Below are 23,219 nucleotides of genomic sequence, written 5' to 3' on the forward strand. Positions count from 1 at the left end.
TGCAGCCCGGATATCCAGGCTGCGGCGGCGGAATCGATGCGCTGTAGTTTAAGCCAGCTCGGCGTGCAGTTCCTGCAGGGATTGCACGGTCAGGCCGTCACGGTGTTTCATGCCTTCGACCGCGGCTTCGCAACCGGCCATGGTCGTGTAGTAAGTCACACGGTTGGCGAGAGCCGCCTGGCGGATGTAGCGGCTGTCGGCAATGGCCGTGCGGGTCTCGTCCACCGTCGTGAAGACGAGCTGGATATCGCCGCCCTTCAAGGCATCGACGATATGCGGACGGCCGTCCTTGATCTTGTTGATCAGCTTGACCGGCACGCCGGCCTCGGTGATGGCGGCCGCCGTGCCCTTGGTCGCGACGATGCCGAAGCCCAGTTCGTGCAGATCCTTGGCGATGGCGACGGCGCGGGCCTTGTCGCTGTTCTTGATCGTGATCAGCACATTGCCCTGGCGCGGCAGGCGCGAGCCGGCGCCGATCTGGCTCTTCAGCATGGCTTCGCCAAAGGTCTTGGCCGAACCCATGACCTCGCCGGTCGAACGCATCTCGGGGCTGAGGATGGGGTCCACGCCCGGGAACTTGTTGAAGGGGAAGACGGCCTCCTTGACGCTGAAGTACGGCGGGATGACCTCAGCCGGCACGCGGCCCTTGCGGTCGCGCTGGTCCTGCAGCTTCTGGCCGGCCATGCAGCGCGCGGCGATCTTGGCGAGTTGCTGGCCCGTAGCCTTGGAGACGTAAGGCACGGTGCGCGAGGCACGCGGGTTCACTTCCAGCACGTAGACCGTGCAGGCCGCCAGGCCCTGGGTCACGTCGCCCTGGATGGCGAACTGCACATTCATCAGGCCGACGACCTTCAGCGCCTTGGCCATCGCGGCCGTCTGGCGGCGCAGCTCGTCCTGCAGGTCGGCCGCCAGCGTGTAGGGCGGCAGCGAGCAGGCCGAGTCGCCCGAGTGGATGCCGGCCGCCTCGATGTGCTCCATGATGCCGCCGATCATCACGTCGCCCGTGGCGTCGGCGATGCAGTCGACATCGACCTCGACGGCGTCTTCCAGGAAGCGGTCCAGCAGCACCGGCGACTTCTCGGACACGCGCACGGCCTCGCGCATATAGCGCTCCAGGTCCTTGTCGCCGTGCACGATTTCCATTGCGCGGCCGCCCAGCACATAGCTGGGGCGCACGACCAGCGGGTAGCCGATCTCGTTGGCGAGCAGGACGGCCTGCTCTTCGGTACGCGCCGTGCGGTTGGGCGGCTGACGCAGGCCCACTTCATGCAGCAGCTTCTGAAAGCGCTCGCGGTCCTCGGCGACGTCGATGGAATCGGGCGTCGTGCCGATGATGGGCACGCCGGCGCGCTCCAGGTCCAGAGCCAGCTTCAGCGGCGTTTGGCCGCCGTACTGCACGATGACGCCGACGGGCTTTTCCTTGTCGACGATCTCCAGCACGTCTTCCAGCGTGACCGGCTCGAAGTAAAGGCGGTCGCTGGTGTCGTAGTCGGTCGAGACGGTCTCGGGGTTGCAGTTGACCATCAGCGTCTCGTAGCCGTCCTCGCGCATGGCGAGGGCCGCGTGCACGCAGCAGTAGTCGAACTCGATGCCCTGGCCGATACGGTTGGGGCCACCGCCCAGCACCATGATCTTCTTCTTGTCCGTCGGTGCGGCCTCGCACTCGGCGCCCTCGCCTTCATAGGTCGAGTACATGTAGGCCGTCTGCGTCGAGAACTCGGCGGCGCAGGTGTCCACGCGCTTGTAGACCGGGCGCACGTTCAGCGCATGGCGGCGCTCACGCACGGCGTGCTGGTGGGTGCCCAGCAGCTTGGCCAGGCGCTTGTCCGAGAAGCCTTTGGTCTTCAGCAGGCGCAGTTCGGCCTCGGTGATGGACTCGACAGTTCGGCCCTTCAGGTCGGTTTCGATCTGGATGAGCTGCTCAATCTGGGCGAGGAACCAGGGGTCCACCGCGGTCTCTTCGTAGATCTCGTCCAGCGTCATGCCGATGCGGAAGGCGTCGGCCAGGAAGAGGATGCGCTCGGGGCCGGCTTCGCCGATCTCCTGCACGATCTCTTCGCGGTCGTTGCTGCGTTCGGTCAGGCCGTCGATGCCGGTCTCCAGGCCGCGCAGGGCCTTCTGGAAGGACTCCTGGAAGGTGCGACCCATGGCCATCACTTCGCCCACCGACTTCATCTGCGTCGTCAGGCGCGAGTCGGCCATCGGGAACTTCTCGAAGGCGAAGCGCGGGATCTTGGTGACGACGTAATCGATGCTGGGCTCGAAGGAAGCCGGCGTGGCGCCGCCGGTGATGTCGTTCTTCAGCTCGTCCAGCGTGTAGCCGACGGCCAGCTTGGCCGCGACCTTGGCGATGGGGAAGCCGGTGGCCTTGGACGCCAGCGCCGATGAACGCGACACGCGCGGGTTCATCTCGATGACGATCATGCGGCCGTTCTTCGGGTTGATCGAGAACTGCACATTGGAGCCGCCGGTGTCCACGCCGATCTCGCGCAGCACGGCCAGCGACGCATTGCGCAGCAGCTGGTATTCCTTGTCGGACAGCGTCTGCGAGGGCGCCACGGTGATGGAGTCACCGGTGTGGATGCCCATGGGGTCCAGGTTCTCGATGGAGCAGACGATGATGCAGTTGTCCGCCTTGTCGCGGACGACCTCCATCTCGTACTCCTTCCAGCCGATCAGGCTCTCCTCGATGAGAAGCTCATTGGTGGGCGAGAGGTCCAGGCCGCGCTTGCAGATCTCTTCGAACTCTTCCGGGTTGTAGGCGATGCCGCCGCCCGTGCCGCCCAGCGTGAAGCTGGGGCGGATGACCATGGGGAAGCCGGCGCCGCCGATCTCGGCGTGGATGCGCTTTTGCACCGCCCAGGCCTCTTCCAGCGTGTGCGCGATGCCCGACTTGGCCGAGTCCAGGCCGATCTTGGTCATCGCGTCCTTGAACTTCAGGCGGTCCTCGGCCTTCTCGATGGCGACCTCGTTGGCACCGATCATCTCGACGCCGTACTTGGCCAGCACGCCGTGCTTGTGCAGGTCCAGGGCGCAGTTCAGCGCGGTCTGGCCGCCCATCGTCGGCAGCACCGCGTCCGGGCGCTCCTTGGCGATGATCTTCTCGACCACCTGCCAGGTGATGGGCTCGATGTAGGTGACGTCGGCCGTGTCCGGGTCCGTCATGATGGTCGCCGGGTTGCTGTTCACCAGGATGACCTTGTAGCCCTCCTCGCGCAGCGCCTTGCAGGCCTGGGCGCCCGAGTAGTCGAACTCGCAGGCCTGGCCGATGATGATCGGGCCGGCGCCGATGATGAGGATGCTCTTGAGGTCTGTACGTTTTGGCATGGCTTGCGAGTCTGCTTAGAGCGTGGCCGTGGCCAGCTTGGCCCCGAACCCAACGAAAAGTGCACCGACGCCGGCATTGGCGGCGCCCGAGAGACGACGGCGTGCGCGGAAGGCCGCCGCGAGGCGGGCACCGGCAAAGATCAGCGTCGAGAGATAGACAAAGCTGAGCACCTGGATGATGGAACCCAGGATCAGGAAGGTCAGCGCCGGTGTCGGATAGGCCGGGTCGACGAACTGGATGAAGAAGGACAGCAGGAAGGCGATGGCCTTGGGGTTCAGCAGGCTGACGACCAGGGCCTTGCGGAAGGGCTGGCGGGCATCGACGACGCGCGGCGCTTCGTCAGCCTTGGCGTCGCCACGCCAGGTGCCGATGGCACCGCGCAGCAGCTGGAGGCCGATCCAGCCGAGATAGACCGCGCCGACCATCTTCACCACAAAGAAGATCTGCGGGCTGGCCATCAGCAGCGAGGCGCCGCCAGCCGCAGCCGCCGTCATCAGCACCGTGTCGCCGACAAACACGCCGCAGGCGGCCGTGTAGCCGGCGCGCACGCCGCGCTGGGCCGCAACGGACAGCACGTACAGCGAATTGGGCCCCGGCAGCAGGATGATGAAGATCGCTGCCGCGAGGAAGGTGCCGAGGTCGGTGATGCCGAACATGCGAGCCTCCTCAGGCCTTGTTCATCAGGCCAATGAAACGGTCGAACAGATAGGCGATGTCGTGCGGCCCGGGGCTGGCTTCCGGGTGGCCCTGGAAGCTGAAGGCCGGCTTGTCGGTGCGGGCGATGCCCTGCAGCGTGCCGTCGAACAGGCTGATATGAGTGGCACGCAGGTGGGCCGGCAACGTCTCGGGATCGACCGCGAAGCCGTGGTTCTGGCTGGTGATGCCGACGCGGCCGCTGTCCAGGTCCTTGACCGGGTGGTTGGCGCCGTGGTGGCCAAACTTCATCTTGAAGGTCTTGGCACCCGAGGCCAGGGCCAGGATCTGGTGGCCCAGACAGATGCCAAAGACCGGGATGCCGGATTCGATCAGCTGGGCCGTGGCCTTGATGGCGTAGTCGCAGGGCTCCGGGTCGCCGGGGCCGTTGGACAGGAAGACGCCGTCCGGCTCCAGGTCGAAGACGGCGCTGGCGGGCGTCTGCGCCGGCACGACGGTGACCTTGCAGCCGCGCTCGGCCAGCATGCGCAGGATGTTGTGCTTGACGCCGAAGTCGTAGGCGACGACGTGGAACTTCGGGCTGGACTGCTTGCCGTAGCCGCTGCCCAGCTTCCATTCGGTCTGGGTCCAGACTTCGCTCTCGGTGCGGCTGACGACCTTGGCCAGGTCCAGACCGGACATCGACGGCGCGGCCTTGGCGGCGGCCACCGCCGTGTCGATATGGGCTTGCGTCAGCGCTTCGCCGGCCGGCAGCGCCAGGATGGCGCCGTTTTGGGCACCCTTCGTGCGCAGCACGCGCGTCAGGCGGCGCGTGTCCAGGCCGGCGATGGCGACCGTGCCCTGCTCACGAAGATAAGCGTCCAGCGTCTTGCCGGAGCGGAAGTTGGACGCGCGGATCGGCAGATCCTTGATGACCAGGCCGGCGGCGAAGACCTTGCCGGCCTCGACGTCTTCCTCGCTGATGCCGTAGCTGCCGATATGCGGATACGTCAGCGTGACGATCTGCTTGCAGTAGCTGGGGTCGGTGAGGATTTCCTGGTAGCCGGTCAGCGCGGTGTTGAACACCACTTCGCCGACCGTCTGGCCCGTCGCGCCGATGGACTGGCCTCGGAACACCGTCCCATCCGCCAGAGCCAGAATTGCTTGAGGGGGATGGAGCAGGTCGGTCAGCACAAGGGTCTCCGCAAGTGGGGCGCGTGCCCAGCATCAACCCGTCCGGGGACAGGTCAACTTGAAGAAACCAGAGCGGTTTTTTGCCGGGCAGCGTGGGGTTCAGGTAAACCCATCGAGTATAGCCGACTGGGGTTAGTACGGAGGCTTCGTGACCACCCCAAGACGGCTTCGTGACGCCTCAAACTGCCGCTTCAGAGTGCGGCGATGCCGGCCTTGGCGATCTCGGCGTCCTCGCTGGACTTGACGCCGCTGACACCCACGGCGCCCACGCACTGGCCGTCCACCAGGATGGGCACGCCACCTTCCAGCAGGCCGTGCATGCCGGGCACGCTGAGGAAGGACTGGCGGCCGCCGTTGATCATGTCCTCGTAGATCTTGGATTCACGCCGGCCCAGGGCCGAGGTGTGGGCCTTGGCCGGCGCAAACATGGCCGAACTGGGCGAGGCGCCGTCCAGGCGCTGCAGCCACAGCAGATGGCCGCCGGCGTCAACGATGGCGATGGAGACCGCCCAGCCCTTGCTGAGGGCATGGGCTTCCGCCGCGGCGGCGATGCGTTTGACGTCGGCGAGTTCGAGTTGGGATTGTTGTTTCATGGTCTTGCTTTCCGGGCGATGGGCCCCAATGTAGCGGCTTGGCGGGAGCCTAGAATTCCCGTGGTCAATTCGTCCCTGGAGCCATCGTCATGAACGAGAGTCTGCAAACTTCCTACGGCTACGCCGGCAACGGCCTGGCCGTCGATCGCCAGCGCGTGCTGCGCAACACCTACTGGCTGCTGGCCCTGTCCCTGGTGCCGACGGTGCTGGGCGCCTGGATCGGCGTATCCACCGGCTTCATGGCCAAGATGGGCATGGGCGCCAGCGCCCTGGTGTTCTTCGTCGGTGCCTTCGGCCTGATGTTCGTCGTCGAGAAGACCAAGAACAGCAGCACCGGCGTCGTCGCCCTGCTGGGCTTCACCTTTTTCATGGGCCTGATGTTGTCGCGGCTGGTCGCCCAGGTGCTGGGCTATCGCAACGGCGCCAGCCTGGTCATGACGGCGTTTGGCGGCACCTCGGCGATCTTCTTCGCCATGGCCAGCCTGTCCACCATCATCAAGCGCGACCTGTCCTTCATGGGCAAGTTCCTGTTCGTCGGCGCCATCGTGCTGATGATCGCCGGCATTGCCAACATCTTCCTGCAGTCGTCGGCCCTGATGCTGACCATCCTGGTGCTGATGCTGGGCGTGTTCTCGGCCTTCCTGCTGTACGACATCAAGCGCGTCATCGACGGCGGCGAGACCAACTACATCTCCGCCACGCTGAACATCTATCTGGACCTGTACAACATCTTCCAGAGCCTGCTGTCCCTGCTCGGCATCTTCGGCGGCGAGCGCGAATAAGCCCTCTTCCTCCCATGACAAAGGCGGCCCGCGGGCCGCCTTTGTTTTTGGGTTCGCGCCGCCTACTTGCCCGGCGTGAAGTTGCGCAGCACGAAGGGCGCGCTGACCCAGATCGGCTGGCCGACCTGACCGACGTGGGCCGACAGCATCACTGAACCGGCCGCGTAGTTCTCCTGCGCCGTGCCGTTCAGCACCACGGGCTCCAGCTTGCTCGTCAGCGTCGCTGCGCCGGACAGCAGGGCCGTGTAGGGCGCGGCATTCAGCTGCAGTGAGACGGGCACATTGACCTTGGCCTTGGCATCCTCGGTGTCCAACCGCATCCAGACCAGCACCTGCAGCTTGTCGCCCTTGCGGATGTCGGCCGTGATGGGCGCGATGACGCCGTTGTCCCAGGGGTTGGCGCGCTTGCCCTGCAGGTCGACGCGCAGGCAGGCCTTGCCCGAGGCCTCGCAGGCCACTTGCTGGGTGGATTGGCCCTCGCCATAGACCGACCAGGCACTGATCTTGGCCACGTTGATCAGGTGATCCAGGGCCGGGTCGCCGCTGCGCGCCACCGCGGGCGCCGCGCCGGGCACCGGCACCAGGGCGCCGAGGATGGGCTTGACCCAGCCATCGGCCTTCATGTCCCAGACGACGAAGTCCGAGTCGAACTGCCAATAGCTCCAGCCGAAGCCGCGCGCCTCAGCCGCCCGGGCGACGGCCGCCGTCCAGGCCACGCGCTGCGCCATGCCTGCCGACTCCAGCGCGCCGAATTCACCCAGCAGGATGGGCCGGCCGGTGCGCTGGCTCCACGCCTTGACGCGGTCGAAGTCCTGCTTGAGCTTGTCCAGTTCCTGCGCTGTGCCCCAGGTCACGCCGGACAGCTTCTGGAACTGCGGCGTCCACGACGCGCCCTGGTGGGTGAACTCCATCGGCGTGTAGTAGTGGAAGGTCACGACCAGGTTGCGGTCGGCCTCGGGCAGCTTCAGCGTCTCGAGCTGGTCCAGCGAGTTCCAGAACTTCGGCCCGACGACGACGCGGCGCCTGGGGTTGGTCTCGCGGATGATGGCCAGGTTCTCGGCCAGCATGTCGTTCCAGACCGCATCGGCCGCGCCATTGGGCTCGTTCAGGATCTCGAACAGCACGGCGTCGGGTGCGTCCTTGTAGCGCGGCGCGATCTGGCGCCAGAAGGCCTTGAGCCGCGCGCGGCAGGCGTCGATCTCCTTGGCGCAGTCGTTGAAGTTGTGCTGGTCCAGGATGACCTGCAGGCCGGCATTCAGCGCCGCGGCCGTCATCCCGTCCAGCGTCTGCAGCCAGGCCGGCGACAGGCGGCCTTCCGCGTCCATGTGCTCGAAGGCGTGCAGATTCATGCGCACATGGTCGAAGCCGCCGTCGCGGATGGCCTGCATATGGCGCAGCTGGAAGCGCGCCTTGGCCGGATCGCTCCAGAGGGCGTCATAGCCCAGCACATTGACGCCGCGCTTGAGTGCGGGCTGTGGCAGGGCCACGGTGGGTTGCGCGAAAGCGGCCGACACCAGGCCCAAGGCCAGGCAGGCGGCGCCCAGCAGGCGGGGCAGCGGATTACGGATGGACATGACCGGCTTGTCTCCTGTGGAAGTCTGGTGCCGGCCGGGTGGTCCGCGGCTCGGCGAAACAACTAAACAAAGTTGTTTATTTATTTTGTCTACTAAAACCGGGAGACGAGTCCGGACTAACACGTAGGCCGGAAAGCAAAAATCCCGGCCGCCGCGATGGCAGACCGGGATTTGTGGAGGCGCGTTCGCTTCAGCGCTCGAAGACCGCGATCGACTCCACGTGCGCCGTGTGCGGGAACATGTTGACCGCGCTGGCCGCCGTGCAGCGATAGCCGGCCACATTGACCAGCAGGCCGGCATCGCGTGCCAGCGTTGCCGGGTTGCAGCTCACATAGACGATGCGCTTGGGTGGCGCCCACCCCGGGGCCAGCGACGGATCCTGGGCGATGTCGGCCACCGCCTTGGCCAGGGCAAAGGCACCCTCGCGCGGCGGGTCGATGAGCCAGCGGTCGGCTGTGCCGTCCAGGGCCAGCAGCTCGGGCGTCATCTCGAACAGATTGCGCGCGACAAAGCTGGTCTTGTGCGCCAGGCCATTGGCCTTGGCGTTCTCGCGCGAGCGCTGCACCAGGGTCTCGCTGCCTTCGATGCCCAGCACTTCCCGGGCCTGCGTGGCCAGCGGCAGCGTGAAGTTGCCCAGGCCGCAGAACCAGTCGATGACGCGCTCGTCCTTCTGCACCGCCAGCAGCCGCAGCGCGCGGCCAACCAGGGTGGCGTTGATATGCGGATTGACCTGGGTGAAGTCGGTCGGCTTGAAGGGCATGCGGATGCCGAATTCGTGCAGCGCATAGGCCAGCTCCGGGCCGCCTTCGTCCAGCAGCTTGACGGTATCCGGCCCCTTGGGCTGCAGCCACCACTGCACGCCGTGCTTGGCGGCGAACTCGCGCAGCATGGCGATGTCGCCGTCCGGCAGCGGGTTCAGGTGGCGCAGCACCAGGGCGATGACCTCGTCGCCCATGGCCAGCTCGATCTGCGGCAGGCGGTCGCGCTCGGCCATGTTGGCGATCAGCTCGCGCATGGGCATCAGCAGGTCGCTGACGACCTTGGGCACGACCTTGCAGATCTGCATGTCGGCCACATAGCGGCTCTTGCGCTCGTGAAAGCCGATCAGCACCACGCCCTTCTTCTGCACATAGCGCACCGAGAAGCGGGCACGATAGCGATAGCCCCAGGTCGGGCCCTCGATGGGCCGCAGCAGCACTTCGGCCTTGACCTTGCCGAGATGCCAGAGCTGGTCTTCCACCACGCGCTGCTTGACGGCCACCTGGGCGCCAGCCTGCAGATGCTGCATCTTGCAGCCGCCGCAGGCACCGGCATGCAGGCCGAAGTGGGGGCAGCCCGGCGTCACGCGCAGGTGGCTTTCCTTCTTGATCTCGGTGAGCTGGCCCTGCTCCCAGTTGTTCTTGCGGCGCGAGATCTGCGCCTTGACGATCTCGCCCGGCAGAGCGCCGTCGATGAAGACCACCTTGCCCTCGGCGTTGTGCGCCACGCCCTGCGCCTCAAGTTCGATGCTCTCGACCTTGAGCCAATCCGTTGTCGTTTGAGTCATCCCCGGATTATCCGAGGCCGGCACAAGGGCTCAGAAGATCGAGTCTCTATCCACCCCGTGACGCATCATGTTGCGCTTCAACTTGGCCAAGGCCTCGATCTGGATCTGGCGGATGCGCTCGCGCGTCAGCTTGAGGCGGATGGCCAGCACGTCCAGGGTCTCGGGTTCGCGGTCCGACAGGCCGTAGCGGCCCGACAGCACTTCGCGCTCGCGGTCGTTGAGGCTGGCCAGGCCATGCTGCAGCAGCTCCTCGACCTCGTGCGACAGGCGCAGGCCCATGGGGTCGATGGCCTGGTCGTCGGCGACGAGGTCCAGCATGGACTCGCCACCCTCGCCATTGCGGTCCACCGGCGAATCCAGCGAACTCGGCAGCTCGGCATAGGCCAGCAACTCGGCCACCTCGTCCACCGGCCGTCCGAGGGCCTGGGCGACGTCTTCGGCGCGCACGCGGCCTTCCGCACCCTGGGCGCTCTGCAGGGCCTCCAGCGCGCGGCGCGCCTTCAGCACCTGGTTGAGCTCGCGCACGATATGCACCGGCAGGCGCACGAGGCGGGCCTGGTGCATCAGCGCGCGCTCGATGCTCTGGCGTATCCACCAGCTCGAATAGGTCGAGAAGCGGAAACCCCGCTCGGGCTCGAACTTGCTGATGGCGTGCATCAGGCCGAGATTGCCTTCCTCGATGAGGTCGCTCATCGGCAGGCCGCGGCCGAGGTAGTTCTTGGCGATGCTGACCACCAGGCGCAGGTTGTGCTCGATCATGGCCTGGCGGGCACCGAAATCACCCGCACGCGCAGCCTGGGCCGTATCGAATTCCTGTTGGGGAGTCAGCAGCGGCGTGCGGCGGATGTCGCGCAGATAGGCTTGCAGCGCATTGCCGAGTTCGACATCGTCGCTGCCGCCACGCAGCACCTGGGCATCGTCTTCGCCAGCGTCGGCGGCTGGTTCAGCCTCGGTGGCGCCGTTCACGTTCCCGTTGATGGCCGACAGCATCACACCAGGCTCGCTGCCGTTGCCGCCATGACCGTTGAGCTTGGCCAAAGCGCGTTTCATGGCGTGTTCGCTGGCCCGGTGCATGGTGGCTCGCTAGCCGGCCTTAGCGCGCCGGCAACAGCTTGGCAGGATCGACAGGCTTGCCGAGCTTGCGCACTTCAAAGTGCAACTTGACGCTGTCGCTCTCGGTGGAACCCATCTCGGCAATCCTCTGACCTTTGCGTACGACTTGGTCCTGCTCGACCAGCATCGCCCGGTTGTGGGCATACGCCGTCAGGTAGGTGCTGTTGTGCTTGATGATGACCAAGTTGCCGTAGCCGCGCAACCCCGAACCAGCGTAAACAACGCGACCATCGGCGACAGCCAGCACCGGGTCGCCCGGCTTGCCGGCAAAGTCCAGGCCCTTGTTGCGCTGCTCGTCGAATCCGGCACTGATCGGCTGGCTGACCGGCCAGCCCCAGGCCATGCTGTCATCTTCCAATGCCGCCGGCGCGCTGGTGGACGACCCCGTCGCCGCGGCGGCTGCGCTTGCAGCGGCCGCCGGCGGCTTGGCGTCCAGCGGACGGGTTTCGATCTTGGCCGTGTTGCCAATCGGCTTGGACGTCACCGCGCTGGCATCCACGCCGGGCGGCACGACGCGCAGCACCTGGCCGACCTCGATGCGGTTGGGGTTCTCGAGGTTGTTCCACTTGGCGACATCGCGCCAGCTCTGGCCGTTGTCCAGCGCGATGCGGATCAGCGCGTCGCCGGGCTTGACGGTGTAGTAGCCGGGCTTGCCGGCGTTCTCGGCGCCGGGCAGGGGCGGCTTGACCTCCGGTGCCGAAGCCGCCGATGCCGCGGGCGCCGGCGCGACGGCCGTCGTGGCGGGCTGCGAATTGCGATCCTCGACCGGCGCGGGGTGACGCGGCGTGACACCGCAGGCGCTCAGCAGCAGCGAGGTGGTGATGGCAGTGAATAAAAGGCGCAGGCTTGAGGGCATCGTGTGGCTAGAGCACGTTGGAAGGCCGACCCGATTGTGTGGCGCGGTGCGCCGACGGCCCCGTCAGAGGACGCCGGATTTTAGGGGGACGAAAAGCACGGCCTCATGTTCGCTGCGCGCCCAGCGGCTGACACCGGCTTCGACGACATGATCCAGCACCACCAGTACCTGGCCGCGGCCGCTCGCCGCCGTCGGTGCAATGAGGCGGCCGCCGGGGGCCAGCTGCTCGGTCCAGGCCGCCGGAATGTCCTCGCCGCCCGCCGCCGCAATGATGCAGTCGAAGGGCCCGCTGGCCGCATGGCCCAGGCGCCCGTCACCCCAGATGAGGCGCGGCACGCGCGGCAAGCCGACCCGCTGCAGATTGAGCTTGGCCTTGTCATGCAGGCCCTGCAGGCGCTCGATGGAGGTGACGTGGCGCGCCAGCAGCGCGATGACGGCGGCCTGGTAGCCGCAACCCGTGCCGATTTCCAGCACGCGGCCGAGGGACCCGCGCTGACGCGCACCGGCACCGGACATCAGCAGGCCCAGCATATGGGCAACGACGGACGGCTTGGAAATGGTCTGGCCGTGGCCGATAGGCAGGGCCGTGTCTTCATAGGCCTGGGCGGCTAGAGCGCTGTCCACGAACTCATGGCGCGGCACGGAGGCCATCGCGGCCAGCACATGCTCGTCGAACTTGCCCTCGGCACGCAGCCTGTCCACCATGCGCTGGCGCACGGCGCCGCTGTCCAGGCCGGCGCCGCTGGGGCGAGCCAGTCGCGCCGCATCGCGCGTGGCCTGGTGCAGATGGCGCTGCGGCATCAGCAGCTCGCGCTGCGGTGCCGCGGCCGATTTCAGGCTGGCGGGAAAGCGCTTGGGCGTGGACGTGGACATTCAGACACCCAGGCGCTGGGCCCAGGCACCGAGGGAGGAATGTTCGGTCAGATCCACCTGCAGCGGCGTGATGGACACCTGGCCGTTGGCGGTGGCGTGGAAGTCCGTGCCCTCGCCGGCGTCGCGGGCGTCGCCGGCCGGGCCGATCCAGTAGATGGTCTCGCCGCGCGGGTTGACCTGCTCGATGATGGCCTCGGCAGAGTGGCGGCGGCCCAGGCGGGTGATCTTGCGCGGCAGCTGGTCGGCATCGGCCCGGTTGGGGATGTTGACGTTGAGCAAAAAGCCCTGGCCCAGGCCGCCGGCGATGACCTGCTCGACCACGCTGCGCGCCGTGCGGGCCGCGGCCTCCAGCTCGCCCCAGCCCTTCTCGGCCTGCGAGAAGGCGATCGACGGGATGCCGAACAGATAGCCCTCGGTGGCGGCGGCGACGGTGCCGGAATACAGCGTGTCGTCGCCCATGTTGGCGCCGTTGTTGATGCCCGAGAGCACCAGGTCGGGCCGATAGCCCAGCAGGCCGCTCAGCGCGAGGTGAACGCCGTCCGATGGCGTGCCGCTGACATAGCGGAAGCCGTTGGCGGCGCGGTAGACGTTCAGGGGCCGGTTCAGTGTCAGCGAGTTGGACGTGCCGCTGGCGTTCTGCTCGGGGGCGATGACGTCGATCTCACCCAGGCCTTCACAGGCTTTCACCAGGGCCGCCAAGCCAGGCGCGAGGTAGCCGTCGTCGTTGGAAATCAGGATTCGCATGGAGGCCAATTGTAGGGAGAGCGTCACCTGCGAGACCGGGTGTAACCACTCTGATTCCTATCATCGCCAATTCACGAAACCAGGAGACGACGATGAAGGCATGGCTGTGCGAGAACCCGGTGGGCGTCGAGGCGTTGCAATGGCGCGAACTGCCGGCCCCAGCCCTGCCCGCCGGCCAGCTGCGCGTGCAGATCAAGGCGGCCAGCCTGAATTTTCCTGACCTGCTCATCGTGCAGAACAAATACCAGATGAAGCCGCCCCTGCCCTTTGTGCCGGGCACGGAGTTCTCGGGCGTCGTCACCGAGGTGGGCGAAGGCGTCAAGGGCTTTGCCGTCGGCCAGCGCGTCGCGGCCTTTGGCGGCCTGGGTGGCTTCGCGACCGAGGTCTGCATCCCCGCCATGCTGGCCATGCCCCTGCCCGAGAGTTTCAGCTTCGAAGATGCCGCCGCCTTCATCTGCACCTATGCCACCAGCCACCATGCACTGATGGACCGCGCGGCGCTGAAGGCCGGCGAGACCGTCCTCATCCTTGGCGCCGCCGGCGGCGTCGGCACGGCGGCCATCCAGATTGCCAAGGCCGCTGGCGCCCGCGTCATCGCCGCCGCCAGCAGCGACGCCAAATGCCAGGCCTGCAAGGCCCTGGGCGCCGATGCGGCCATCAACTACACGACGCAGAACCTGCGTGACGAACTCAAGGCCCTGACCGAGGGCAAGGGCGCCGACGTCATCTACGACCCGGTCGGTGGCGAGATGGCCGAGGCCGCCTTCCGCTCCATCGCCTGGCGCGGCCGCTACCTCGTCATCGGCTTCGCCCAGGGCCAGATCCCGGCCCTGCCGCTGAACCTGGCCCTGCTGAAGGGGGCGTCCCTGGTCGGCGTGTTCTGGGGCGAATTCGCCAAGCGGGAGCCGGGCAACAACGCCCGCATGCTGGGCGAACTGGCCGCCTGGTATGCCACCGGCAAGATCAAACCGGTGCTGGACCGCGTGCTGCCCATGCAGGAATTGCCCGCCGCCTTCGCGCGCATGGCCGCCCGTGAGGTGGTCGGCAAGTTAGTTCTTACCAATTCGTGAAGCCTGAAACGGGGGCGTGGGCTAGAGCAATAGCCCCAGGCTTGCCGGGGGCGGTGCGCTACATTCCTGTCGGTCGAATCGACAGCCGTCCCCACGCGCCATGACCGTCAAAGTTCTGATCATCGAAGACAACCCCGTCGCCCGCAGCTTCCTGTGCCGCGTGGTGCGAGAGAGCTTCAGCGACGCCATGGAGATCACCGAGGTCGGCGATCTCGAGAACGCGCGCCGCCAGGTGGCCAAGCTGTCCGGCGGCAACCCGGAGATCAGCTTCAAGCTCATCCTGGTCGACCTGGAGCTGCCCGACGGCAACGGCATGGAGTTCCTGACCGAGCTGGCTGGCTCCCCGGCGATCAAGATCGTCACGACGCTGTATTCCGACGACGACCACCTCTTCCCCGCCCTGCAATGCGGCGCCGACGGCTATCTGCTGAAGGAAGACCGCTTCGAGGTGCTGGTGGAAGAGCTGCAGCGCATCGTGCGCGGCCAGCCGCCGCTGTCGCCGGCGATCGCGCGCCGCCTGCTGTCCCACTTCCGCCCCTCACAGAGCGACAGCGGCACCATGCCGCTGAACTCCGGCTTTGGCACTCTGTCCAGCTCGCACGCGCCTTTCTCCAACAGCCGCAGCGTGGCCCTGGACCCGCCGCCCGAGTGGGAACGCCTGACGCCGCGCGAGAGCGAAGTGCTGACCTATCTGAGCAAGGGCTTCACGATCAAGGAGATCGCGAACCTGATGGGCATCAAGTGGTTCACCGTCAACGACCACATCAAGTCCATCTACAAGAAGCTCAACGTCTCCAGCCGCGCCGAAGCGGCCGTGCTGGCCTCAAAGCAGGGCCTGGTCTAACCAGCGCTGCATCAGCCGCTTGAGGGCGGCTCGCAATCCTTCGGCCTCGCCCGCCATCGCGGCGCGCAGCTCGCCCGGCGCGATGCCGGCATGTTCCAGCTCGTCGATATGGCCGATCAGCCACTGCTCGAAACAGGCAGGATCGACCTCGGGATGGAATTGCAGGCCCAGGGCCTTGGCGTGGGGCGCAAAGGCCTGATGAGGGCAGATGGCCGTCGCCGCCAGCGACACCGTGCCGGCCGGCAGTTCGAACTGGTCGCCATGCCAGTGCAGCATGGGCTGGCTGCCCAGTTCCACCAGCACCGTGCCCTGCCCCGCGGCCGTCAGCGTCAGCGGTGAAAAGCCGATCTCCTTGACGCCCATGGGCTTGACCCGCGCGCCGAGGGCCCGGGCCATCAACTGGGCACCCAGGCAGATGCCGAGCAGCGGCTGGCCCGAATCCAGCCGCTGGCGGATCAGGCCCACCTCGTCGACCAGCCAGGGGAAGCGCTCCTCGTCCTCGACGCTGACGGGCCCACCCAGCACGACGAGCAGGTCCACGGCGGCGAGGTCGACGGCATTGAAGTCATCGACACCTGCCTCGTGATAGCGGACCTCGAAGCCGCGCTCACGCAGCACAGGCTCGATGAGGCCAAGATCTTCGAAGGCGAGATGGCGCAGGGCGAGAGCGGTCTTCATGGGCACCATCATCGCCTCTTGACACCTGCGGGCCGAGCGCCGGGCCGCTCCCTAGCCGGCCCGCGCTGGCGATGTGCTTGCGGCTCGATGCCGCAAGCATCGCCGTCCCCTCGGGGGCTGAGGCCGGACACATTGCGCCCAGTGGGCGCAATGTGCCTGCCGAAGAGCTGCGGCACACGCCGCAGCGCGGTCTGCAAGACCGACCAGGCACACTTGCGTTCGGCAAGGCGAGACTGGGCGAGGGGCTTCATTTCAGCAGCTTCACGCCGGGGAAATCCACCGGCACGGCGAAGGCGACGTTCACATAGTTGGTGAACAGGTTCAGCGCCACATGGGCCAGCATCTCGACGATCTGGCCGTCGTTGAAGCCTGCGGCGCGCAACGCGGCCACATCGGCGTCGCTCACCTGGCCGCGCTGCTCGACCAGTTGGAGTGCAAAGCGCAGGGCTGCGGCCGTGGCCGGGTCGGCCGACTCACCGGCCTGGGCCGTACTCATCTCGGCCGGTGTCGCGCCCGCCTTGCGGCCCAGGGCCGTGTGCGCGGCCAGGCAGTATTCGCAGGCATTGCGGTCGGCCACGGCCACCGCGATCTGCTCGCCCAGCTTGGCGGGGATCGTGCCGCCGCCTGGACCAGACAGAGCGCCGAAGAAGCCCCACATGGCTTGCAGGGCGGCCGGCGAATTGGCGACGGCGCGGAACATGTTGGGCGTGGCACCAAAGGCACCGTGCACGGCATCCAGCAGCGCGCGGCTGCCGGCGGGGGTGTCGGTGGCGGAGACGAGGGGAACACGGGAAGTCATGGAGACACCTTTCGGTTGCAGTGGGAAGGCCTCCACTGTGCAGCGCCAGTCGGGTTGATAGGTATCATTACGTCTCCCATACATACCTATTCGTCCCGTGCCCGCTGAAACGCCCCTGGACCGGCTCAGCCCCCTGCTGGAGCGCTTTCGCGTGCGCGCCAGCCTCTTCCATGCCGGGCCGCTGTGCGGCGTGACGCATTTCGATGCACGGCCCGGTCGCGGCTTTCTGCACGTGATGCGCAACGGGGAGATGGAGGTGCGCCACGCAGCCGGCGGAGGCCTCGTGGAGCGGCTCTTCGTGCGCGAGCCCAGCCTGGTCTTCTACCCCCGCCCGCTGGCCCACGACTTCCACAATGCGCCGGCCGAAGGCGCCGACTTCGTCTGCGCAACCCTGGACTTCGAGCAGGGCGAGGCCCATCCCCTGGTGCAGGCCCTGCCACCGCTGGTGGTGCTGCCGCTGGCCCGCGTCAGTGGCCTCAACGAGACCTTGACGCTGCTGTTCGGCGAGGCCGAGCAGGTGCGCTGCGGCCGGCGCCTGCTGGCCGACCGGCTCTTCGAGGTGCTGCTGCTGCAACTGTTGCGCTGGATGCTGGACCAGCGCGATTCGCCACTGCCGGTGGGGCTGCTCAGCGGGCTGTCGGACCCACGGCTGGCGCGCGCGCTGACCGCCGTCCATGCCCGCCCGGGCGACAGCTGGACGCTGGAGAAGCTGGCCGGCGAGGCCAACATGTCGCGCAGCCGCTTTGCCGAGGCCTTCCGCGACGCCGTGGGCAGCACGCCGGCCGACTATGTGGCCGACTGGCGGCTCAGCATCGCCCGCGCCGAGCTGCGCGCCGGCAAGCCGCTGAAGGCGCTGGCCACCGAACTGGGCTACGCCAACGCCTCGGCGCTGAGCCGGGTGTTCACCCGGCGCCACGCAGGGTTGTCGCCCAGGGCATGGCTGCAACGCAGTTAAAGTGCCGCCATGCGTCGCCCCGGCCGCTTCTTCGTCCTCTGCCTGCTGCTCGTGCTGCTGCCTGTGCGCAGCCTGCTCGCGGCCGTGCAGCTGGAATGCGGGCCGGCCCAAGCGGCGCCGGTGGCGACGGCCCATGCCGGGCATGAGCATCACGGCCAGCAAACCAATGATCACCATGCCGATGCTGCGGGCAAGGCCTGCAAGCTCTGCGCGCCCTGCTGCCTCGCCGCGGCGCCGCCACCGGCACTCATGATGACCGTCACGGCCGCACCGGCCGAGCGCGCAGCCCTGGTGCCGGCCGAGCGCTGGACCGGCGTCGTGCCGCCCCTGCCCGACCCGCCCCCTCGGGCCTGAGCCCCTCCCGACGCTGCCATCCCCGCCGCGCGCCTCAATGCGCCCTGGCGGGTCGATCTCCCGTTCCGAGAGGCTGTCATGCCCAAGTTGTTGTCCCCCGCTGTCGGGGCGCTGCTCGCCGCCTGCCTGGCGTTGAGCGCCGCGGCGCAACCGCGCCCCGACCCCACCGATGCGCGTGCCCAGGTGCCGCGCATCACCGCCAAGAAGCCGCCGCCGCCCCAGGCCGCAGATGACCCGCCATCCGCCGACTGGCGCGCCGCCAACGCGCGCGTGGAACGCATCGGCGGCTGGCGCAGCTATGCCCGCGAGACGCTGGCGCCGGAGCAGGCACGATGAAGCGCGCCCTGACTCTGACGGCGCTGGCGCTGGCCTTGAGCGGCTGCGCCAGCCTGAAGCCCGGTGACGAAATCGCCGACATCAACCGCCTGACCCAGCTCCACACCGGCCAGGCCCTGGCCGCCGAGCCCCTGCCAGCCGACTTGCTAACCGAGCGCCTGCGCGAACCCCTGGGTGCCGACGCGGCCGTACAGCTCGCCCTGCAGAACAGCCGCACCCTGCAGGCCCGCCTCGCCCGCCTGGGCGTGACAGCGGCCGAGGTCGAAGAGGCCGGCCGCCTGCCCAATCCCGGCTTCACGTTCAGCCGCCTCAAGCGCGGCGACGAGGTGGAGCTGGAACGCGGCTGGCACATCAACCTGGCCCGGCTGCTGACCCTGCCGCTGGTGCGTCAGGCCGAGCAGCGCCGCCTGCAAGCCGAGCAGCAACTCGCCGCCGCCGATGTGCTGGCCCTGGCGGCAGACACGCGCCGCGCCTGGGTCAGCGCCGTTGCCGCCGAAGAGACGCTGAGCTACCGCCGCCAGGTGCTGGAGGCGGCCGACGCCGGTGCCGAGCTGGCGCGGCGCATGCAGGCCGTCGGCAACTTCAACGCCCTGGCCCGTGCCCGCGAACAGGGCTTTGCAGCCGAGGCCCGGCTGGCCCTGGCGCGCGCCGAAGGCCAGCGCCTCGCGACCCGCGAGCGCCTGGTGCGCCTGCTGGGCCTGTGGGGCGCGGACGCCGCCGCCCTGCGCGTGCCTGAGCGCCTGCCCGAGCTGCCGGCGGCACCGCGCGAGCAGCCCGACATCGAGACCCTGGCCCTGTCGCAGCGCCTGGACGTGCAGGCCGCCCGGCTGCGCCTGGAGCAGGCTGCGCGCCAGCTGGAGGCCGGCCGCATCAACCGCTTCGTGTCCATGCTGGAGCTGGGCGTCGTGCGCAACTCGTCGAACGAACAATCTACTCAGCGCGGCTGGGAGGTCACGCTGGAGCTGCCGGTCTTCGGCTCCGGACCGCTGCCGCGCGCCCAGGCCCTGGCCCGCGAAGCCGCCCATGACGCGGCGGATACGGCCATCCGGGCGCGCTCCGAGGTGCGCGAGGCTTATGGCCTGTACCGCGGCGCCTGGGACATCGCGCGCCAGCACCGCGACGAGCTGTTGCCCCTGGCCCGGCGCATCTCCGACGAGCAACTGCTGCGCTACAACGGCATGCTGATCGGCGTCTTCGAGTTGCTGGCCGATGCACGCGCCCAGGTCGCCGCCGTCGCCGCCGCGCAGGACGCGCTGCGCGACTTCTGGCTGGCCCAGGCCGACCTGGACCAGGCCCTGCTGGGCCGCACCACGCCCGCCCTGCCCCAGGCCAGCGCCGCTCCGGCCGCCGCTGCCCCGTCCCACTGAATCCCGAGGACCCCCATGTTCAACCGACGTTCCCTGCTGGCGGGATCGACCCTGGCCTCGCTGGCGGCAGTTTCCAAGGCGGCGATGGCCGCCCTGCCCGAGCCCGTCATCCAGACCTCGCCCGACACCCAAGCCCCCCTCGTGCCGCCCAATGGCCGCCCCTACAACCCCGTCGTCACGCTGAACGGCTGGACGGCGCCCTGGCGCATGAACAACGGCGTCAAGGAATTCCACCTCGTCGCCGAGCCCGTCGTGCGCGAGATGGCGCCCGGCTTCAAGGCCCATCTGTGGGGCTACAACGGCCAGAGCCCGGGCCCGACCATCGAGGTCGTCGAGGGCGACCGCGTGCGCATCTACGTCACCAACCGCCTGCCCGAGGTGACGAGCATGCACTGGCACGGCCAGCGCCTGCCCAATGGCATGGACGGCGTAACCGGCCTGACCCAGCCCGCCATCCCGCCGGGCAAGACCTGGGTCTACGAGTTCGTCGCGCGCCGCCCCGGCACCTTCATGTACCACCCGCATGCCGACGAGATGGTGCAGATGGCCATGGGCATGATGGGCCTGTGGATCACGCATCCCAAGGCCAAGCATCCCCTCATCGACGAGGTCGACCGCGACTACGCCTTCCTGCTCAACGCCTACGACATCGAGCCCGGCAGCGCGACACCCAAAGTCATGACCATGCTGGACTTCAATCTGTGGAGCTGGAACAGCCGCGTCTTTCCGGGCATCGCGCCGCTGGTGGCGCGTCAGGGCGACAAGGTGCGCATCCGCATCGGCAACCTGACGATGACCAACCACCCCATCCACATCCATGGCCATGAGTTCATGGTCACGGGCACGGACGGCGGCCCCGTGCCTCGATCAGCACGCTGGCCCGAGGTGACGACGGACATCGCCGTGGGCCAGATGCGCCAGCTCGAGTTCGTCGCCGACGAGGAAGGCGACTGGTCCTTCCACTGCCACAAGGCCCACCACACGATGAATGCGATGGGCCACGGCGTGCCCACCATGATCGGCGTGGATCACAGCGGCCTGGCCGCCAAGATCCGCCAGCTGGTGCCCGACTACATGGTCATGGGCGAACGCGGCATGCACGACATGACCGAGATGAGCATGCCCCTGCCCGACAACACGGCGCCCATGATGGCCGGCGACGGCCCCTTCGGCCCCATCGCCATGGGCGGCATGTTCAGCCTGCTCAAGGTCAGGCGCGGGCTCAAGCGCGGCGACTACAGCGACCCCGGCTGGTTCCAGCACCCGCCCGGCACGCTGGCGCGCGAGGTGGGCGATGCGCCGCCCGCCGCCAGCGCACCGCCCCCTGCCGCGCGCGCCTCCGACGTCGAGGTGCAGGTGCGCAAGCCCCAAGGCCATCACAACCATTGAGAACACCATGAAGACCCTCATCACCACCCTGGCGCTGGCCCTGTTGGCTGCCAGCGCTCACGCCCACGGCGAACACGCCCCCAGCGCTCCCACCGTCCTCAAGAAGGAACAGAAACCCTGGGGCATTGCCGGCGAACGCCGCACGGCCAAGCGCACCGTTGAGATCAAGATGAGCGACGACATGCGCTTCACGCCGTCGCGCATCGAGGTTCGCCAGGGCGAGACCCTGCGCCTGGTCATGCGCAACGGCGGCGCCGTGCTGCACGAACTCGTCATCGGCACCCGGCAGGAGCTGGAGGAACACGCGGCCCTGATGCAGAAGTTCCCCGGCATGGAGCATGACGAGCCCTATATGGCCCATGTGCCGCCGGGCCAGACCGGCGAGATCGTCTGGACCTTCAACCGTGCAGGCGAGTTCGACTTCGCCTGCCTCATCGCCGGTCATTTCCAGGCCGGCATGCGCGGCAAGTTCATCGTCCGCGCGAGCTGATTCAGGAGATCACCCATGAAAACCGTTCTGCTCTGGGCCGCCCTGCTGGCGTCGCCCCACTTCGCCCTGGCTGCCGAACCGCCCGCCGCGGCAGCCTCCGCGGCCGACGCCATGACCGAGGCCGAGGTCCGCAAGATCGACCTCGCCGCGGCCAAGATCACGCTGCGCCATGGCGAGATCAAGTCCCTGGACATGCCGGCCATGACCATGGTCTTCCAGGCTCGCGACAAGCGCCTGCTCGACGGCCTCAAGGTCGGCGACAAGCTGCGCTTCAAGGCCGTCCACGAGGGCGGCCAGTTCATCGTCACCGACATCCAGGCTGCCCAATGAAACGACTGCTCACCCTGCTCGGCCTCGCCACCCTCGGTGGCACGGCCTTCGCCGCCGCCCAGGTCGTCGACATCGCCTTCAACGCCGAAGGTCGCTTCACCCACACGGCGACGCTGGCGCCCAAGGAGTTGCTGGAGGTCTGCGGCAAGCTCCCCAAGGGCAGCCGCGTGCACTGGTCCTTCGAGGCCGGTGCACCCCTGCCCTTCAACATCCACGTCCACCAGGGCAAAGAGGTCGTCTACCCGGCGAAGCTGGAGAAGGCCGAGAAGGCCCAGGGCCTGCAGACCTTTGACGCCGAGCCGGCGCATTGCTGGATGTGGACGAACAAGACCACGGCGGACGTCGACATTCGCTTGAGCCTGCAGCGCTGAAAACCCGAGTCCCGGCCCGCCGGCGCGTCGATATGCTGCGGCCACTCCGGACCCGTCAGAAAAGGCCGCCGCCCCATGAGCTCGTTCCGCATCCACCGCGCACGCCTCGAGACCCTGGTCGATGGCGTGTTCGCCATCGCGATGACCATCCTGGTACTGGAGGTCAAGGTGCCGGAGCTGACCGACCGGCGCTCGGCCGAGGAGCTGCTGCACGCGCTGCTACACCACGGCTACGTGATCGGCGCCTATTTCGTCAGCTTCGCGATGCTGGGCTTGTTCTGGGTCTGGCATCACCGCCTGGCCGAGAACGTGCGGGACATCGACGTGCCCGTATTGGTGTGCGCGCTGAGCTTTCTCGCGCTGGTCTGCTTTTTTCCCTTCGCCTCGGCGCTGCTGGGGCGCTACCCCACCAACCTGGCCGCGCTGCTGGTCTATGTGCCGGTGATCGGGCTGATCCTGCTGCTGCAGACCCTGTTCTTCTGGCTGGCCATGCGGCGCGGGCTGGTTGCCGAGCAGTGCTCGCCCGCCAAGGCCAGGGCCACGCATCAGCGCAACCTGATGGGTCTGGCCGTCTTCTGCTTCGCCTGCATTCCGACGTTGATGCGATTGGATGTCTTCGCACCGCTGGTGGGCGTGGCGCTGGGCCTGTTGCTGCTGTGGCGTGCCAGGCGCCGCATTCCGGAGGCTTGAGCCGGGCCGGAAAGCAAAAAGGCCAGTCCCGGGGGACTGGCCTTGTGCTGGCGGAGAGGGTGGGATTCGAACCCACGGTACGGGGATACCGTACGCCTGATTTCGAGTCAGGTACATTCGACCACTCTGCCACCTCTCCTGATTCGGTGCCGCATGTGGAGCGAAGCCTCGCATTATAGGCAGGTTTTTCGCCCCCACCGCAGAAATCAGCCGCGCAGGACTTCCACGCCGCCCATGTAAGGGCGGAGCGCCTCCGGCACCTCGACGCTGCCATCGGCACGCTGATAGTTCTGGCTGCGGCCCGCTGCGC

24 protein-coding genes and 1 tRNA gene are annotated in these 23,219 nt (G+C 67.8%); 12 read left to right on the forward strand and 13 right to left on the reverse strand.

The genetic code is table 11. The features are described 5' to 3' along the window. Positions 1 to 48: 48 nt before the first annotated feature. The 4 genes from carB to J2X20_RS19590 form a co-directional block, all read right to left on the reverse strand. The gene (carB, locus tag J2X20_RS19575) at positions 49 to 3,327 is read right to left on the reverse strand and encodes a carbamoyl-phosphate synthase large subunit (RefSeq protein WP_310268185.1); all 3,279 of its coding nucleotides are present in this window, start codon (positions 3,325 to 3,327) and stop codon (positions 49 to 51) included. Between the two features lie 15 nt (positions 3,328 to 3,342). Continuing rightward, positions 3,343 to 3,984, reverse strand: coding sequence for a leucine efflux protein LeuE (gene leuE / locus J2X20_RS19580; RefSeq protein ID WP_310268188.1), 642 nt, complete (start codon positions 3,982 to 3,984; stop codon positions 3,343 to 3,345). Between the two features lie 10 nt (positions 3,985 to 3,994). Then, positions 3,995 to 5,155, reverse strand: coding sequence for a glutamine-hydrolyzing carbamoyl-phosphate synthase small subunit (carA, locus tag J2X20_RS19585; RefSeq protein ID WP_310268189.1), 1,161 nt, complete (start codon positions 5,153 to 5,155; stop codon positions 3,995 to 3,997). A 191-nt stretch (positions 5,156 to 5,346) separates the two neighbouring features. Then, positions 5,347 to 5,748, reverse strand: a complete 402-nt coding sequence (locus J2X20_RS19590) for a GlcG/HbpS family heme-binding protein (protein ID WP_310268192.1) — start codon at positions 5,746 to 5,748, stop codon at positions 5,347 to 5,349. An 89-nt stretch (positions 5,749 to 5,837) separates the two neighbouring features. Here J2X20_RS19590 and J2X20_RS19595 point away from each other — a divergent pair, with 89 nt between their 5' ends. Next, positions 5,838 to 6,530: a Bax inhibitor-1/YccA family protein gene (locus J2X20_RS19595; protein WP_310268195.1), complete on the forward strand. Its 693-nt coding sequence runs from the start codon at positions 5,838 to 5,840 to the stop codon at positions 6,528 to 6,530. Between the two features lie 62 nt (positions 6,531 to 6,592). Here J2X20_RS19595 and J2X20_RS19600 read toward each other — a convergent pair whose 3' ends face one another. The 6 genes from J2X20_RS19600 to surE form a co-directional block, all read right to left on the reverse strand. Continuing rightward, positions 6,593 to 8,104, reverse strand: coding sequence for a glycoside hydrolase family 5 protein (locus tag J2X20_RS19600; RefSeq protein WP_310268198.1), 1,512 nt, complete (start codon positions 8,102 to 8,104; stop codon positions 6,593 to 6,595). Positions 8,105 to 8,294: 190 nt separating this feature from the next. After that, entirely contained in the window at positions 8,295 to 9,650 is a 1,356-nt protein-coding gene (rlmD, locus tag J2X20_RS19605) for a 23S rRNA (uracil(1939)-C(5))-methyltransferase RlmD (protein WP_310268202.1), read from the reverse strand. Positions 9,651 to 9,680: 30 nt separating this feature from the next. Continuing rightward, positions 9,681 to 10,640: an RNA polymerase sigma factor RpoS gene (rpoS, locus tag J2X20_RS19610; protein WP_409034189.1), complete on the reverse strand. Its 960-nt coding sequence runs from the start codon at positions 10,638 to 10,640 to the stop codon at positions 9,681 to 9,683. Between the two features lie 103 nt (positions 10,641 to 10,743). Continuing rightward, on the reverse strand, positions 10,744 to 11,619 hold the full coding sequence (locus J2X20_RS19615) for a peptidoglycan DD-metalloendopeptidase family protein (protein WP_310268207.1): 876 nt from the start codon (positions 11,617 to 11,619) through the stop codon (positions 10,744 to 10,746). 63 nt (positions 11,620 to 11,682) lie between these two features. After that, positions 11,683 to 12,492, reverse strand: coding sequence for a protein-L-isoaspartate(D-aspartate) O-methyltransferase (locus tag J2X20_RS19620; protein WP_310268209.1), 810 nt, complete (start codon positions 12,490 to 12,492; stop codon positions 11,683 to 11,685). After that, entirely contained in the window at positions 12,493 to 13,236 is a 744-nt protein-coding gene (surE, locus tag J2X20_RS19625; RefSeq protein WP_310268212.1) for a 5'/3'-nucleotidase SurE, read from the reverse strand. It abuts the gene before it with no gap. A 92-nt stretch (positions 13,237 to 13,328) separates the two neighbouring features. On the opposite strand from surE, the gene J2X20_RS19630 reads away from it, so the two are divergent. Together J2X20_RS19630 and J2X20_RS19635 are read left to right on the forward strand one after the other, a co-directional pair. Continuing rightward, complete coding sequence (locus J2X20_RS19630) at positions 13,329 to 14,306, forward strand: NADPH:quinone oxidoreductase family protein (protein ID WP_310268215.1); 978 nt, start codon at positions 13,329 to 13,331, stop codon at positions 14,304 to 14,306. A 100-nt stretch (positions 14,307 to 14,406) separates the two neighbouring features. Then, positions 14,407 to 15,150: a LuxR C-terminal-related transcriptional regulator gene (locus tag J2X20_RS19635; RefSeq protein ID WP_310268217.1), complete on the forward strand. Its 744-nt coding sequence runs from the start codon at positions 14,407 to 14,409 to the stop codon at positions 15,148 to 15,150. Here the strand turns inward: J2X20_RS19635 and J2X20_RS19640 are convergent. Both J2X20_RS19640 and J2X20_RS19645 read right to left on the reverse strand, forming a co-directional pair. Beyond that, positions 15,130 to 15,828, reverse strand: coding sequence for a glutamine amidotransferase (locus tag J2X20_RS19640; RefSeq protein ID WP_310268220.1), 699 nt, complete (start codon positions 15,826 to 15,828; stop codon positions 15,130 to 15,132). The genes J2X20_RS19635 and J2X20_RS19640 overlap by 21 nt on opposite strands. Before the next feature lie 247 nt (positions 15,829 to 16,075). Continuing rightward, positions 16,076 to 16,627, reverse strand: coding sequence for a carboxymuconolactone decarboxylase family protein (locus J2X20_RS19645; protein WP_310268224.1), 552 nt, complete (start codon positions 16,625 to 16,627; stop codon positions 16,076 to 16,078). A 97-nt stretch (positions 16,628 to 16,724) separates the two neighbouring features. Here J2X20_RS19645 and J2X20_RS19650 point away from each other — a divergent pair, with 97 nt between their 5' ends. The 9 genes from J2X20_RS19650 to J2X20_RS19690 all read left to right on the forward strand — a co-directional run bounded on the left by J2X20_RS19650 (position 16,725) and on the right by J2X20_RS19690 (position 22,909). Next, entirely contained in the window at positions 16,725 to 17,582 is an 858-nt protein-coding gene (locus J2X20_RS19650; protein WP_310268228.1) for an AraC family transcriptional regulator, read from the forward strand. 9 nt (positions 17,583 to 17,591) lie between these two features. Continuing rightward, complete coding sequence (locus J2X20_RS19655; protein WP_310268230.1) at positions 17,592 to 17,936, forward strand: hypothetical protein; 345 nt, start codon at positions 17,592 to 17,594, stop codon at positions 17,934 to 17,936. A gap of 78 nt (positions 17,937 to 18,014) precedes the next feature. Continuing rightward, positions 18,015 to 18,272: a hypothetical protein gene (locus J2X20_RS19660; RefSeq protein WP_310268232.1), complete on the forward strand. Its 258-nt coding sequence runs from the start codon at positions 18,015 to 18,017 to the stop codon at positions 18,270 to 18,272. Continuing rightward, positions 18,269 to 19,639, forward strand: a complete 1,371-nt coding sequence (locus J2X20_RS19665; protein ID WP_310268234.1) for a TolC family protein — start codon at positions 18,269 to 18,271, stop codon at positions 19,637 to 19,639. The genes J2X20_RS19660 and J2X20_RS19665 overlap by 4 nt, the downstream gene beginning before the upstream one ends. Positions 19,640 to 19,654: 15 nt before the next feature. Further along, positions 19,655 to 21,028, forward strand: coding sequence for a multicopper oxidase family protein (locus J2X20_RS19670; RefSeq protein WP_310268237.1), 1,374 nt, complete (start codon positions 19,655 to 19,657; stop codon positions 21,026 to 21,028). Between the two features lie 7 nt (positions 21,029 to 21,035). Then, entirely contained in the window at positions 21,036 to 21,518 is a 483-nt protein-coding gene (locus tag J2X20_RS19675) for a cupredoxin domain-containing protein (protein WP_310268240.1), read from the forward strand. 15 nt (positions 21,519 to 21,533) lie between these two features. Continuing rightward, positions 21,534 to 21,848: a copper-binding protein gene (locus tag J2X20_RS19680; RefSeq protein WP_310268243.1), complete on the forward strand. Its 315-nt coding sequence runs from the start codon at positions 21,534 to 21,536 to the stop codon at positions 21,846 to 21,848. Continuing rightward, positions 21,845 to 22,219, forward strand: coding sequence for a hypothetical protein (locus J2X20_RS19685; protein ID WP_310268246.1), 375 nt, complete (start codon positions 21,845 to 21,847; stop codon positions 22,217 to 22,219). Before J2X20_RS19680 ends, J2X20_RS19685 begins: the two co-directional genes overlap by 4 nt. Before the next feature lie 75 nt (positions 22,220 to 22,294). Continuing rightward, positions 22,295 to 22,909, forward strand: a complete 615-nt coding sequence (locus tag J2X20_RS19690) for a TMEM175 family protein (RefSeq protein WP_310268249.1) — start codon at positions 22,295 to 22,297, stop codon at positions 22,907 to 22,909. 48 nt (positions 22,910 to 22,957) lie between these two features. Here the strand turns inward: J2X20_RS19690 and J2X20_RS19695 are convergent. Continuing rightward, positions 22,958 to 23,048: transfer RNA gene (locus J2X20_RS19695), tRNA-Ser, on the reverse strand. Between the last annotated feature and the right edge of the window lie 171 nt (positions 23,049 to 23,219).

Origin of the sequence: Roseateles saccharophilus (assembly GCF_031458095.1) — a bacterium.
Taxonomy (GTDB): Bacteria; Pseudomonadota; Gammaproteobacteria; order Burkholderiales; family Burkholderiaceae_C; genus Pelomonas; species Pelomonas saccharophila_A.

Excerpts from the sequence above, each read along its gene's own strand:
- carB (WP_310268185.1), bottom strand. The coding sequence starts at position 3,327 with ATGCCAAAACGTACAGACCTCAAGAGCATCCTCATCATCGGCGCCGGC.
- leuE (WP_310268188.1), bottom strand. The coding sequence starts at position 3,984 with ATGTTCGGCATCACCGACCTCGGCACCTTCCTCGCGGCAGCGATCTTC.
- J2X20_RS19590 (WP_310268192.1), bottom strand. The coding sequence starts at position 5,748 with ATGAAACAACAATCCCAACTCGAACTCGCCGACGTCAAACGCATCGCC.
- J2X20_RS19595 (WP_310268195.1), top strand. The coding sequence starts at position 5,838 with ATGAACGAGAGTCTGCAAACTTCCTACGGCTACGCCGGCAACGGCCTG.
- J2X20_RS19600 (WP_310268198.1), bottom strand. The coding sequence starts at position 8,104 with ATGTCCATCCGTAATCCGCTGCCCCGCCTGCTGGGCGCCGCCTGCCTG.
- rlmD (WP_310268202.1), bottom strand. The coding sequence starts at position 9,650 with ATGACTCAAACGACAACGGATTGGCTCAAGGTCGAGAGCATCGAACTT.
- rpoS (WP_409034189.1), bottom strand. The coding sequence starts at position 10,640 with ATGCTGTCGGCCATCAACGGGAACGTGAACGGCGCCACCGAGGCTGAA.
- J2X20_RS19615 (WP_310268207.1), bottom strand. The coding sequence starts at position 11,619 with ATGCCCTCAAGCCTGCGCCTTTTATTCACTGCCATCACCACCTCGCTG.
- J2X20_RS19620 (WP_310268209.1), bottom strand. The coding sequence starts at position 12,492 with ATGTCCACGTCCACGCCCAAGCGCTTTCCCGCCAGCCTGAAATCGGCC.
- surE (WP_310268212.1), bottom strand. The coding sequence starts at position 13,236 with ATGCGAATCCTGATTTCCAACGACGACGGCTACCTCGCGCCTGGCTTG.
- J2X20_RS19630 (WP_310268215.1), top strand. The coding sequence starts at position 13,329 with ATGAAGGCATGGCTGTGCGAGAACCCGGTGGGCGTCGAGGCGTTGCAA.
- J2X20_RS19635 (WP_310268217.1), top strand. The coding sequence starts at position 14,407 with ATGACCGTCAAAGTTCTGATCATCGAAGACAACCCCGTCGCCCGCAGC.
- J2X20_RS19640 (WP_310268220.1), bottom strand. The coding sequence starts at position 15,828 with ATGAAGACCGCTCTCGCCCTGCGCCATCTCGCCTTCGAAGATCTTGGC.
- J2X20_RS19645 (WP_310268224.1), bottom strand. The coding sequence starts at position 16,627 with ATGACTTCCCGTGTTCCCCTCGTCTCCGCCACCGACACCCCCGCCGGC.
- J2X20_RS19655 (WP_310268230.1), top strand. The coding sequence starts at position 17,592 with ATGCGTCGCCCCGGCCGCTTCTTCGTCCTCTGCCTGCTGCTCGTGCTG.
- J2X20_RS19660 (WP_310268232.1), top strand. The coding sequence starts at position 18,015 with ATGCCCAAGTTGTTGTCCCCCGCTGTCGGGGCGCTGCTCGCCGCCTGC.
- J2X20_RS19665 (WP_310268234.1), top strand. The coding sequence starts at position 18,269 with ATGAAGCGCGCCCTGACTCTGACGGCGCTGGCGCTGGCCTTGAGCGGC.
- J2X20_RS19670 (WP_310268237.1), top strand. The coding sequence starts at position 19,655 with ATGTTCAACCGACGTTCCCTGCTGGCGGGATCGACCCTGGCCTCGCTG.
- J2X20_RS19675 (WP_310268240.1), top strand. The coding sequence starts at position 21,036 with ATGAAGACCCTCATCACCACCCTGGCGCTGGCCCTGTTGGCTGCCAGC.
- J2X20_RS19680 (WP_310268243.1), top strand. The coding sequence starts at position 21,534 with ATGAAAACCGTTCTGCTCTGGGCCGCCCTGCTGGCGTCGCCCCACTTC.
- J2X20_RS19685 (WP_310268246.1), top strand. The coding sequence starts at position 21,845 with ATGAAACGACTGCTCACCCTGCTCGGCCTCGCCACCCTCGGTGGCACG.
- J2X20_RS19690 (WP_310268249.1), top strand. The coding sequence starts at position 22,295 with ATGAGCTCGTTCCGCATCCACCGCGCACGCCTCGAGACCCTGGTCGAT.